Consider the following 13620-nt stretch of genomic DNA (forward strand, 5'->3'; position numbering starts at 1 on the left):
AAAGAACGAAGTAATCTTTATATTTTAACGATAAAAAACCACCCAATTGCTTGAGTGGCTCTGTATAATTTCAGGAAGAGGTATTTAAAAAAACCTATTCTATCACCATTTTTCTTGTGCTGGTCGCTTTTTGTCCGTTTACATAAAGCGTATAATAATATATCCCAGAAGAAAGACCGTCACTATTGATATTTAATTCTCCATCACCAAGCTTTTCTAATTTCACATTAGACATTATCTGTCCACTGTTATTACTAAAAACTATAGCTGCTCTATCTGCTTTTTGTGGTACAAAATACTTTATAGATGATGTACCATTAAATGGATTTGGAATGTTTTGATATAAAATAGCTTTGTCTGCCTTAGCATCCGGATCTCCATTTTCATCAACATTTAACGGTTGACAGGCACAATCTTCTAAAGCTTCCATACGTGTAATTAAATCATCAATTTGTGCTTGTTGGGCCAAATTCTCTGTCTCAAGAGGAGAAATTATAGAGGACAAATCCACCTGTACCGAATTACCGTTTTCTATAGCAATCGTTAATTGATTATTAGAAAGTGTAGCTGAAGTCAATTCCTGATTATCCGTATTTACATATGATGAAAGATCAATGGTGTTTGTACCTCCAGAAATACTAAGTGTATTAGTTGCCAGGGAAAGTTCTTGATTATCTGTATTATCCAAATAAGGAGCTAAATCAACTGTACCCCCATCTTCTAGAGTCAAAGTATTCGTTGATAAAGAAAGTGCCTGATCATCAGTATTAGTAACCCATTGTGTGCTATCCCAAACATATAATTTATTCTCCTCGTTATCAAAAACCATCATTCCATTCTCTCCAGTTCCTAAACTTGCTGCAAATGTGGTTCGCTGAGCAGTTGTCATCCTATTGATCAAAAGACCTTGAGTTGTTGATGTCATATGCAATGATGCATTTGTATTTGGTCCAAAAGTACCAATCCCCACTGTACCACTAGCCCTTACAGTAAGTGCGTTTGTAGGACTATTGGGTTGAATCTTAAAAGGAAGTTTACTACCATTGGTTACGTCTCTGATAAAGAAATTGGTTTCATTACCTGCCAAATCCCAAATCTGAGGAGTAAATCCATTCGAACCATCCTGTTGAATCCTAACCGTTGGAGTATCACCATCATTTACATGAAGTTCTACAACTGGGTCGGCAATGCCAATCCCTACATTACCTCCAGATTCAATACGCATTGCATTGTTACCTGCTCCTGCATCAATCCTAAAAGGAACCGTACCTGCAGTAGCATCATCTATCGAAAAATAATTATCTCCTCCATTTTCATTGGAATTAAAAGTAAAACGCCAATCATTAGATGGAAAAGATCCTGAACTAGAATTATCATCAAAAAACATTCTTAGGTTATCTTCTTTCATAATGAAAGTATCAGAACCAAAAGCCTGGTTATTAACTATATTAAGACCTATTCCTAAAGACCCCTGAACAAATAAATCTTCAGTAATTAATTGTTTGCTTTGGATATCCTGGTCACTCTGTGCAGAAATTGTAGTAACTGTAATCACTACTAACAATAGAAGTAATTTTGTTTTCATTTTTTAAGGGGTTAGGATGAATTTTGTAAAAATAAGCATTAATATCATTTCAGTCTATACGTAATTACACCTAATATTGTTTTTCCGTAAATACCTTAAGCGTTTAGCATGTACATTCTAAAAATCCATCCTTATATTTACAGTATCTTTATCTCCTTTTCTAATAAAGAATAGTCTAATCATATGCAGTATCAATTTAAAGACATATTTTCTACTTTTTTACTCTTCTGTTTCCTATCTGTAATTTCTGCACAGGAGACTTCAAGTTTTGCAGAAATCATCCAAAAAATAAAGGACCTGGAAAAAGATAAAGATCCAAAATGTTACGCTACTGCAAATCGTCTCGAAGATTTTATGTACGGAACACCATTAGATGAGACTGCTCGAAATTTTAAGATTGAAATTCAGAAAGAGCTCATTTTATATTTTAAGAAAAAAGGATCAGAACTAGCACGTGCTGATCAGTCTCAAAAGATTGCTGTATCACACTTAACTCCTATCATAAATTCATTATTCTCTATTGGTAAAAGTAAGACAGGTAACTTTTTATATAAATTTGATGGTAAGCTTATTGAGATCCTAAAAAAAGATTTTGATCAATATTCATCTGTCTCCTATGTATATAGGTCGCTGTTATCCGTAGAACAAGATGTGCTATTTTTCTCCAGCTCCAATCTGTTATCATTTGATCAGGAAGCAATAACTCTGATAAACGACTATGTCAATTTAGTTACTTTGGCAACCCTTAAAATTGCAGACAATATAGCTCGTAATAAGAATATGCAAACCATATCCAAAGAGTTAATTCGGGATAGCTGGCTATTGGTATTACAGCAATCCAATGGTCTGAAAGAACTCACTTCTACAAAAAATTCTAAGCCCGAGTATGTAACTCCTTCTAATGATGATAATAAAAATGACATCCTAAAAGCTATTATCCAACAAAAATTAGCTTCTTATCAAAAATACAATCAAGTCAATGCTAGTGTTTTTCTGAGAAATGTACAGGTATATTTTGCGCGACAAAAATGGCCAACAGATTCAGTTGCTTCTAAAGTTCTAAAAAACTACTACCTGGAATCACTAGTTCAGTTTTCTAATTCTTTATGGCAGCAAGGGCACTCCAATGCTGGAAAAAACAATAATGTTGTCATTAGGGTTGAGGATCTACAGTCGGCATTGAATGATTTTCTACCCGTGTACACCAATACCTTTGAAGATGTTACCTTTTTCCCAAATAACCCTGACGAAAAAGTAACCATAGAATCATATGATCTGGACTCGTTTCGGGATAGTGGGTTTCATTGGAATATTTTAGGATACTCATTGGCAGATATTGAGAAACAATCTTTTAAAACCTTAGATCCTAACGCTGCAGAATTAGCGGTAGAAGGTATCGCTCAGATTGGAGTACTCGTATTAAGATTGGCTGGAGAACATTCACATGCTGCTCAAAAAAAGAAACTGGATGTTGAAGATATTACCCAGGGATTCAAAAAAATTCAGATGCTGATCGATTCCTATTCTGAATACACTCCTTTTACTTCTAATACATCCATTGTTTCAACTTCTCATTCTGGTATACATTCGGGGTTCGAAAAAGTGAATACTAAAACGGCCATTCATTTCGAACATAAATCTTCGGATTGGTTAAATCGCTTAATCAGGAGTTATACTACTTCTCATGAAGAAAAAGTAATTAGACTTTCTATCCCACCAGCTTTTGGCGGATCTGGAGTCGCATGTGAAGACATTAATAATGATGGTTTAATTGACATACTCCTATTAGGTGGTTTTGGAAACAAATTATTTTTAAATTCTAAAAAAGGAAATTTCTTTAAAGATATTACTGAAGCTAGTAATATTAATAATTGGAATGATGATCTCAACTCTTATGGAGAACCCAGACAACCTATCATTGCTGATTTTAACAATGACGGAACGCAGGATATCTTTATTACCTATGTAAATGATCATCATAAACTTTATAAAAATATCGGCGATGCACAATTTGAGGATGTGAGTACAATAACTAATCTTGGCGGTAAAAATGCAGTAGCAGGTCCAGCAACTGCGCTAGACTATGATAATGATGGATTATTAGATATTTTTATAGGGTATTTTGGTAATTATATCAAAGGTACCTTACCTACGCTCAGTAGAGATAATCAAAATGGAATGCCTAATAAACTATTTAGGAACCTGGGAAATTTCGTTTTTGAAGAAGTAACCTTTACAGAAGATATTGCTTCTAATTCTGGATGGACTCAGGCGCTTGGACATACCGATATCAATCAGGATGGATTGCAGGATATCATAGTTGGGAATGATTTTGGGGTTAATAAATATTATCTTAATACTGAAAAAGGAATTTTTATAGAGGCTAGTAAACAATTAGGTACAGATAAACCTTCATATACTATGAACGTTGGTATTACAGATCTTAACCGCGATCTGTATCCTGATCTGTATATTTCTAACATTGTGGTTATGCAAAAGGATGAAAAATATGTAAATCCCAATGCAGATACTGAAATGAAATTTGATCCAAAAAAAATGGCTAATATCAGAACAGTTGAGGCTAATGATCTGTTCCTATCCAATGTCGAAAATAAAGTTTTAAAAACCTATCAACTCTCTAACAATGTAGGAAGAGGGTATTCAGCCACAGGTTGGTCCTGGGATGCGGACTTCTTTGACTATGACAATGATGGAGATGAAGATCTATATTGTCTTAATGGAATGAACGATTTTAGTGTGTATTCCAGCGAGAATCCGTTTTATTTTGAGAGAAAAGAACAGTCAAAATCTATTACCTATGCTAAGAGTAGTCGTGAAAAGAATGTCTTTTTTGTAAATGAAAGTGGCAAGCTACTTAATAAGGCGTCAGAGTTAGGTGTAGATATAAATAGTAATGCAAGGAGCGCTGCATATTTTGATTATGATAATGATGGAGATCTGGATATCATTATCAATAACTATCACGATAAGGCTGATATGTTGGAAAACAAAACTCCAAATACCAATAACTGGATTAAAATAAAACTTATCGGTAGCCCGAAGGCAAAAATAAATCGGGATGCAATCGGTTCTACACTTATACTAAACAGCAAAAATCATAAAAACATCTGGCGCGAAATTCATAGTGCCACAGGATATTTATCTGTTCATCCTAAAGTACAGCACTTTGGATTAGGTAAGGATACCAAAACAAATATTGAAATCCGATGGAGTAATGGCGAAATTTATTCTCTGAAAAACATTAAATCCAATACATCTTACCAAATTTCATATCCCGATATTATAGTGTCTTTGTAAAGTAATGCTACCTGTTTATTAATCCCAAAAGATTATATTAAGTATAACACTACTGACATAGGGTTGACAATGGCTATACATATTTTTGCATTAAACAAATTATATAATATCATGCAAAAAGAAACTATCAAGCCTTTCGACTTTATCGGAATTTCAGTAAGTACTACCAACCAGAATAATCAGGCTGCTCGAGATATTGGACAACTCTGGGATACTTTTGTAAAAGAAAATATTGCTGCCGAAATCCCTAACAAACTAGATGAAACTGTATTAGCAGTGTATACTAATTATGAAGGAGATCATACCATGCCTTATGACACTATTGTAGGTTGTAAAGTAAGTTCATTAGATCATATTCCTGAAGGCCTGACCGGATATGCTTTTGATGGTGGTACTTATAGTAAGTTTGTATCCAAAGGAGATATAACTAAAGGTTCCGTTTATAATACTTGGTTAGAAATCTGGCAACAGAATCTAGACAGAAAATACACAGCCGATTTTGAAGTATATGATGAAAGATCTAAAGATCTCACCAATGCTGAGGTTGATATATTTATAAGTACAATCTAACACATAACACAAGAATATTAAATCAAAAAGATTGCATCACGCAGCTTCTTGAATACCGTAAAAACAACCTGAAAAACAAGGGCATACACCTATCCTAAATTAGGGGTTTTCCTCTTACTTCATAAACTTATAACACATAACTTGTTTTCATAATCTTAAAACCGCAGACCATGAAAAAGGTAATTTTATTGGTAGTAGGAATTGTCTGCATATTATTTACAAGCTGTGATTCTGAAATACATGAAACTATTGTCACCAATCCTTATGAGGAAGATAATTTAAACAAAAAACTTTTAAAAGACAGGAAACAGTTGGATGAACAAATTGATTCTTTAGATATCGCATATCATAAGCATAGTTCTTTTTAACAGAATAAAAACGAATTCTAGTTAGATCATTACGAATTCTAATTCGTTAAGTTTTGAAAGACATTTAGTAGGTACATTTACTTCAAATAGCCAACCTCAAAATACTATGCTATGAAAAAAGTTGCCATAATCTTTATTTTGCTCCTAGGTTTTCAGTTTATGAGCGCACAGGATTTTCAGGAAACTAAAAAATATTTAGTAAGTACTGAAATTAAAGATCAAGGACAGGAACATCCGGAGTATGTGGTTAATCTGGTTCGTTCTGGGGAGGTCTCTGAGAAATTATCTGAGCTCATAATCGAAGACACAGAACTTTTTGAGGACATCTTTGTTACCACCTTAGAGAGCCCGGGACTAGACGGAATCTCTGAGGTGATAAAGATGGAAGTAGAGTATTTGGCTTGTTGTGCTCATGTAGAAGCATACTATTTTCTAGTAGCGGATGATAATACTGTCACTGCTCTACCACAATTAAACAATGTATACTGTGAGAATTCTGATACAGATTACCAATATATTTTCCCTAACCAAGAATATGGAATAGAAAGCAATATTTTACAAACTCAAACTTTTTATACCGAAGCTTCTGATATCAAATACGTTAATTTAAAACAAAGTTTTACCTGGAATGATAACAACTATAGGCCTTCAAAAACTACCGCAATCACTTCGTATTAGTGATCCTAAGCAAAAGATAAAAATTTATTCTTTTATTATTTTATTATACTGTGCTAGTTTACTTTGTCTTTTTACAATCTTAAATGAAGATGCGCTAAGTAAAATAAATATCTAAAGATTTTTTAATAACTTATTTAACACAAACTCAATTTTGATAAACAAAAAGGGGGAAACTTTTGTTTATTATGCCGACCCGCCTAACCGCGGTGTCGGTTTTTTTGTTTATAAGCATCATTTTTCTGTTCTAAAAGATCAGTTTGATTATATTTGTTATCCACCAGATTTAACCTATATGAACTTGCGTTGTTTTATCAATAGCATTCTTTTACTTCTTATGTGCTGTTCTTTTAGCACATTAGTTGCACAGAATAACCAACTCAGAGTTTACACTCTGGAGGATGGTTTACCTCAGTCTCAGGTTTATGATATCATACAAGATGAAATTGGATACTTATGGCTAGGAACACAAGGTGGTGGATTAAGTAGATTCAACGGTGAAGAGTTTAAGACCTGGAATGAAAATGATGGGCTACAATCCAATTATATTCATTCACTTGCCTCTATAAATGATACTCTATTTATAGGCACAAAAGGTGGCCTTTCTATAAAAACCAAAAACAAGTTTACTAACCTGGAAGGCCCCAGGATTAATAAGATATTTCATCTTAATAGCAAAACATACCTAGCTACCAATATTGGAATCTATTCATATCAAAAAAAACAAGGACTAACTAAAGTAAATCTTAATACCAAAATCAATACCAGCATCATTACTGATATTGTATATGATGGTAAGTTATTTTGGATCGCAACCAGTAAAGGCCTCTGGAAACTAAGCGATATAAAACACAAAGCCAAAATCATAGAACGACATAGTGCTTATGATTTTACTGCTGCAGTCTATTATAAAGACCAAGTATTTGCCGCGGCTCTTAATCAAGGAATTTTAATCCTTAATACTAATGCCAAAAGCTATGGAAACTATTGGATTCAGGAATCATCTAGGATTAATAATATTTCAGTTTATAATGAAAAAGAACTATGGGTTTCTACCAACAATAAAGGAATAACTGTATTTGATTCAAAAAAACGTATCAAAAAGAAAAATATTAACCGAAAAAATGGTTTAGCAGTTTCTCACGTCAGAAAGAGTATACTAGATCGTCAATCAAATATATGGATTGCTACCTCAGGTGGAGGTTTTTATAAATACTTTCAAAACAATTTTACCCATTTTGATAAAAATAGTGGGTTAAAAGGTAATCGAGTATATGCTGTTCATTCTTCAAAAAATGACATATGGGCATCTAATTCTGAAGCCGGGCTTATTAAAATTGATTCTTCGGGAATTCAACATATCCCGCAGGATGAACGTGTATCTGAGGTGAAAATTAAAACCATCACGGGAGACTCATTCGGAAATATCTGGACAGGTACTGATGGAAAAGGGATTTTGTTTAAAGAGCTTAAATTAACAGATAGTATTGTAGCTGACACAATTGATGTCCAAGGGTTTAAAAAGGACTCCATAGTTATCAAAACAGATACTATAGTTAAGAGGGTATTCAAAAACCATATTATTGATAAAGATAAAGGATTATTATCCAATTGGGTTGGAACCCTATTGGTAGAAGACAATACCGTGTGGGCAGCTACTTATTCTTCAGGTATTATACGATTTTCATACGATTCAGAAAAAAAACGACTAGTTAATGTAAAAAAATTCACTTCTAAAAATGGGATTAAAGACCTACAGATTAGTCATATGAAAAAGGATTCTTTGGGAAAAATCTGGTATGCTACTCAAAATGGTCATCTAGGATATATCTGGAAAAATCGTGTTAAACATCTTGGTAATGTATTAAATCAAAAAACAGCTATAAAAAACCTTCTTTTTCATAAAAACACTATCTATATAGGAACTGCAGGTAGAGGAATTTGGTGGTCTGACCTTATCGGAAATCTTAATTTTAAAAAACTAAAAGGAAGTAAGAAATTATATTCTGGCAATATTTATCAAATGATTTTTGATGATCAGGATAACTTATGGGCAGGAAGCGAAAGAGGAGTAGATAAGATAATACTTAATCAATCCAATGATATTGTAGATATATACCATTTTGGTAGAAATGACGGGTTTTTAGGTATTGAGACCTGCCAGAATGCAATCACCAAAGATGATAAGGGTAACCTTTGGTTCGGAGCCATTTATGGCTTGACCAAGTATCAACCTACAGGTGGTAGCACCAAAACGACTGTTAAGCCCAGGTTATTCTTTGAAGATGTAGAAGTAGCATACCAGAGTGTAGATTCTATTAATCTTAATGGTTGGGTAAATAACGGCAATATCTTACGACTTACTCCTAATCAAACGGAGTTATCTTTTAATTTTAAAACCGTTGACCTAGATCATCCTAATGATGTAAAATACCGTTGGAGATTAAACAATTCTGAATGGAGTCCATGGTCATCAGATTACAAGCAAAACTTAGCCGGTTTAGCATATGGAGCACACTCATTTACTGCACAATCCAGAAATTATAGATGGCAGGAAAGCGATCCTGTAACCTTTAAGTTTTTTATAGATAGTCCTATTTATGAAAAAACCTGGTTTCAGTGGGCTGTATTATTAGCAGTTATACTAATAATAGGGGGTTATGCTTATTCATACATCAGAAGAGTAAAACTAAAAAACAAAGAAGAACAGGAAAAATTGCAAATGCAAAACCATCTACTTTCTCTAGAGCAAAAGGCCCTTAGATTACAGATGAATCCACATTTTATTTTTAATGCCTTAAACGGCATAAAAGCAATGGGAACCGGAAATCCGGAACGAATGAATAATACAATCAATACTTTTGCGACTTTATTAAGAGAAACACTTTATAACTCCAGAAAAGATGTTATTACTCTTGATCAGGAAATAAAAACATTAAAACATTATGTAGAAATTGAGAAATTGATGGCTAGCAAATGCTTTACTTATAACATTTCTATTGACTCCGATTTAGATCCAGAGGAAGTGTTAATTCCACCAATGCTTATTCAACCTTTTGTAGAAAATGCTGTAAGACACGGTATTTTAAAAGGTGAAAGAGATGGAGAACTCAAAGTTGAGTTTCATACCACAGAAGATTTCTTACATTGTAAGGTGATTGATAATGGACAAGGCATATTTCAATCTCAGAAAGCTAAAGTGAAAACCGATCATCAATCTATGGCTTTGACTGTTACTCGAGAAAGATTAGAATCCATCTCAGGCAAAGATGCGCTAAGTATAAAAGAGATTACAAATAACGGCAATGCAGTTGCAGGAACACGAATAGCATTTAAAATACCATTACTAACCGACTATTGATCAAAAAATTATGCTTACAGCTATTATTGTAGAAGACATGGCAGATGCCTTAAAACTTTTAAAAAGTGATCTGGAGACCAATCATCCGGAAATTAAGATTATTGACACAGCTCAAAGCGTGGTAGAAGCAGCAAAATCTCTTCGTAATCATCAACCAGATATTCTATTTTTAGACATTATGTTAGGTGATGGTACCGGTTTTGACGTTTTGGAAATATTTCCTGACCTCAAATCTAAAATTATATTTGTCACAGCAAGTGATGAATTTGCCATAAGAGCCTTTAAATTTGCTGCAATAGACTATGTGCTAAAGCCTTACTCTAATGAAGAATTAGCGCAAGCAATAGCTAAGGCCAAAGAGCAAATACAACCTAACACGGAACGATTGAGCATCCTAAAAGACACTTTATCTGCACCAGAACAAAAGCCAGATAAAATATCTCTTCATACGCTTGACAAAATCATAATTGTAGCACTTGATGACATCGTTCGCTGTGAGTCCGATAGTAACAATACCATTTTTTATCTAGAGAATGGGCAAAAAATATTCGTAACCAAAACCCTGAAATATTTTTCAGATATGCTCCAGAATTATCAATTCCTTAGAGTACATCAGAGTCATTTGATAAATTTGCAATGCATAAGTGCTTTTATCAAAACTGATGGCGGGTATTTAATGTTAAAAAATGGAGAAAATATTCCTGTCTCTGTTCGGAAAAAACCAGAAATAATAGAAATTCTGGATCAGATGCACAGGTAAAATAAAATCTTTTATAAATTTACTACAGTTATACTGTAGGGTTTCCTTTTAAGCGTTTCTCTATCTTTTGCTTTTTTGCTGTAAGAAGCTTCATTACATCCATAATTTCAGGATCTTTTGTCTCTTTATAAATTTCATTTAAGCTTAAAATAAGAGATTTAGCTTCTCTTGAGGCAGACACTCTATCACTAGTGGTCATATTACTCATTTTTCTACTTTCAAATTCCAGAGCTTTTTTAATCAATTCCATAACTACTTAATACTTTATTCTTAAAGATATAATTTGTTTAACTAATAATAGAGCTTTTAAACAAAAATTAACTACTTTGTATCCCTTACTAATAGTCATTTTATTATCTCTGAATTCATTTATAATAAGCACAATTTATTACTTTCTGAATTCAATTCTCCAACCATGATTATGGTATTATTAGACCACAAAAGTAATAAACAAAACTAAACTTCATAATTTCTTGGGGTTATTATGATAAAAACAACAAAATTTTTGACTAATATTTACTATTATTATATCGTTAATATTAACAATTTTTCAGCAGTACCTCAGACAGACCAGTTTTGATTTCATATTCGATATCAATACAAACTTATTTTTATAGAGAAAACATAAGTCATATAACAAGGATATTATTTGCAACTACAGAAACTAAACTTTTAGAATGTAGAAGATATATTACAAATTACAATCAGGTTATCGACGTACAGTACTTTTTGAGTTAGTAAGCTCTTATCATTTCATAAGCGTCATTATTTACTTATATATAACAATTGTATATAATATACAGGCATAAAGACATATCAATGTCAGGGTCAGACGATATTTATGTATCCATAGCTTCATAGGTTTATATTTTAATCATTCTAATGGTTTTGATAGCAGTCCCGGAGATAAGTTTTACGAAATATACTCCTGATTCTATGGAACTGATATCCAACTGTTCTGATTGATACCCTTGAATGTATTGAATACGCTTCCATTCTATATTGAAGATCTCTAAGTCTACTTTATCAGTTAGCCCTGAAATCAAAAATTTGCGTTCTGATGGGTTAGGATAGATACTTACATTTTCCCACTCATTTTCACCAATACTTAATACTGGTACTACATTTACTGTTCTGGTTACTTGCGTTGCTGCATTGCCAACAATATCGGTAGCATCATAATAGATAGTATACGTACCAACTGCATCTATAAATTCTGAATCATCAATGGTTATTTGAGATTCATCATCTGTAATAGCTCCTAATTCGCTATAACCAGAACCTAAAACGATTTCCTGTGGGTTCGCCCCTGCAAGAGTAATCACCGGTGCAGTCGTATCTGCTGCGTTTGAAGAGTCAAAGGTATCGTTTAATAATTGCACTCCCGGTTCTCCTGAGCAATCGGCAAGCCCAGCACTGGTTGAAGAACCGCAAGCCGTATAAAACTGATCCAAATACACAGCTCCGGTTTCAAAAGCAATCATAGGATCTTCATTCACATCCTCAAACTTGATACGTACATGGAATAATACTTTGGGTGTTGCTGTTACATTATTAGCTGTAATTGCTCCAGAACTCACTCCTTGCTGAAAAGCCAATGAAACTCTAGAAGTAGTATTATCATTCTGGATAAAGTCTTTATAAGCCGGAAAACCATATACTTCTGCCAAAACAGATCCAGCAGGTTGAGAATACGTAAGGTTATTGCTAGTAGAAACATTCGCTCCAAAAGCAGCTGTATTGTATGTAAGATACAATTGGCCAGAGCCAAGTTTAAAATCCACGGAACTCTCGATCATCACATCTACATCATAGTAATCATCCAAACCATCATTGGTAATCTGGGCATTACTAAATGTAAAGTGAACATCCTGGGCTTCTGCACTCAAAATACAGCATATGAATAACACCAGGACTGTCAGGTTTCTTTGTATATTGCTATAATTATGTTTCATTTTCTTTGTGATTATTGGGGTTATATATTTTTATACTTTTTTAAAATTGTTCTCCTTTTCCAAGGTTACTATTCATTACATTATTAATATCGGTATTCTGGATCTGTCCATTCATATCCATATCGGCCAGCGAATACCCTGAACCTCCTAGTAGTACGATTACCGCATTGATATCAGAATTTTGCACTTGTCCATTCTCATCAAAGTCTCCACCAAGCATGGCAAACACACCGTTTCCTAAATTTGCTATAGCATTAGCACCTCCTTGCACCATAGTATCAGAAGCACTGAAATCAAGGGTCGTAACAGTAGAGGAAAGTGCAATGGCATTTGTTGATAGAATCGCTAAGTGATTACGATGAGATACCATTACATAATAACTATCGGTTGCCAGATCAAATTCAAGATCAGACACACCATCGGTGGCTACAATATCTCCATTACGTTGTAATAAAGCAGACTGACTGGCAAGTACTTGAGTAACATCATTTTTATCGCGTAACTCTATCCAGACCCAATCAACAATAGCTCCTGCTCCAGTAGCATCAAAAACTGTTGAAGAAGCAGTAGCTGCATCTGTATAAGGCGAGGTAGTAGGAATGACTCCCGATACTCTTAAATCATCACGCATTAAACTCTCTTCTCCTGTATTTGGATTAATTGCTGCTCCCTGTAAAAACACAATAGGATTTACCTTAATAGATACTTGTACGTTTTCCTGATGAAACCCTTGTGTAAGTATAGTGGCTCCATCAGTGATTGTAGTCACTGCTAGTTCACCAACAGTAAAATCCAAAGTAACGGAACCATCGCTTATGGTAGTTCCTGAAGACCCAATAACTTGTCTTTCTATGGTTTGCGCCTCTATAGTGGTAATTCCAAAAACAAGAGCCATTAGTATAGTGTATATTTTCATCTTTTATATTTTAAAATTTTATGAAAAGCCCGCCCAATTGAGAAGCGGGCTCTAATTTGGCACTCAGATCATTACAGCCCCTTATCTCCGTAATGTGATCGTACCGTCAAAT

The 13620-nt window shown here is 33.8% G+C and carries 10 protein-coding genes; 6 read left to right on the plus strand and 4 right to left on the minus strand.

Features of this window, described 5'->3' with window-relative positions; all coding sequences use genetic code 11:
- Positions 1–94: 94 nt before the first annotated feature.
- Positions 95–1585, minus strand: coding sequence for a T9SS type A sorting domain-containing protein (locus J8M14_RS11365; protein WP_211074746.1), 1491 nt, complete (start codon positions 1583–1585; stop codon positions 95–97).
- A gap of 183 nt (positions 1586–1768) precedes the next feature.
- On the opposite strand from J8M14_RS11365, the gene J8M14_RS11370 reads away from it, so the two are divergent.
- The 6 genes from J8M14_RS11370 (at position 1769) to J8M14_RS11395 (ending at position 10637) form a co-directional block, all read left to right on the plus strand.
- Positions 1769–4903 carry a CRTAC1 family protein gene (locus J8M14_RS11370; protein ID WP_211074747.1) on the plus strand — a complete coding sequence of 1045 codons (3135 nt, stop codon included), beginning with the start codon at positions 1769–1771 and terminating at the stop codon, positions 4901–4903.
- A gap of 111 nt (positions 4904–5014) precedes the next feature.
- On the plus strand, positions 5015–5473 hold the full coding sequence (locus tag J8M14_RS11375) for a GyrI-like domain-containing protein (RefSeq protein WP_211074748.1): 459 nt from the start codon (positions 5015–5017) through the stop codon (positions 5471–5473).
- Positions 5474–5643: 170 nt separating this feature from the next.
- On the plus strand, positions 5644–5841 hold the full coding sequence (locus J8M14_RS11380) for a hypothetical protein (RefSeq protein ID WP_211074749.1): 198 nt from the start codon (positions 5644–5646) through the stop codon (positions 5839–5841).
- A gap of 111 nt (positions 5842–5952) precedes the next feature.
- Positions 5953–6519, plus strand: coding sequence for a hypothetical protein (locus J8M14_RS11385; protein WP_211074750.1), 567 nt, complete (start codon positions 5953–5955; stop codon positions 6517–6519).
- Positions 6520–6811: 292 nt separating this feature from the next.
- Entirely contained in the window at positions 6812–9877 is a 3066-nt protein-coding gene (locus tag J8M14_RS11390; RefSeq protein WP_211074751.1) for a histidine kinase, read from the plus strand.
- 10 nt (positions 9878–9887) lie between these two features.
- Complete coding sequence (locus J8M14_RS11395; protein WP_211074752.1) at positions 9888–10637, plus strand: LytTR family DNA-binding domain-containing protein; 750 nt, start codon at positions 9888–9890, stop codon at positions 10635–10637.
- A gap of 28 nt (positions 10638–10665) precedes the next feature.
- Here J8M14_RS11395 and J8M14_RS11400 read toward each other — a convergent pair whose 3' ends face one another.
- The 3 genes from J8M14_RS11400 to J8M14_RS11410 all read right to left on the minus strand — a co-directional run bounded on the left by J8M14_RS11400 (position 10666) and on the right by J8M14_RS11410 (position 13508).
- Positions 10666–10887, minus strand: a complete 222-nt coding sequence (locus tag J8M14_RS11400) for a hypothetical protein (protein ID WP_211074753.1) — start codon at positions 10885–10887, stop codon at positions 10666–10668.
- Between the two features lie 613 nt (positions 10888–11500).
- The gene (locus tag J8M14_RS11405; RefSeq protein ID WP_211074754.1) at positions 11501–12592 is read right to left on the minus strand and encodes a T9SS type A sorting domain-containing protein; all 1092 of its coding nucleotides are present in this window, start codon (positions 12590–12592) and stop codon (positions 11501–11503) included.
- A gap of 40 nt (positions 12593–12632) precedes the next feature.
- The gene (locus tag J8M14_RS11410; protein ID WP_211074755.1) at positions 12633–13508 is read right to left on the minus strand and encodes a hemagglutinin protein; all 876 of its coding nucleotides are present in this window, start codon (positions 13506–13508) and stop codon (positions 12633–12635) included.
- Between the last annotated feature and the right edge of the window lie 112 nt (positions 13509–13620).

The sequence above is a fragment of the Aquimarina sp. MMG016 genome (genome assembly GCF_018100805.1).
Lineage (GTDB): Bacteria > Bacteroidota > Bacteroidia > Flavobacteriales > Flavobacteriaceae > Aquimarina.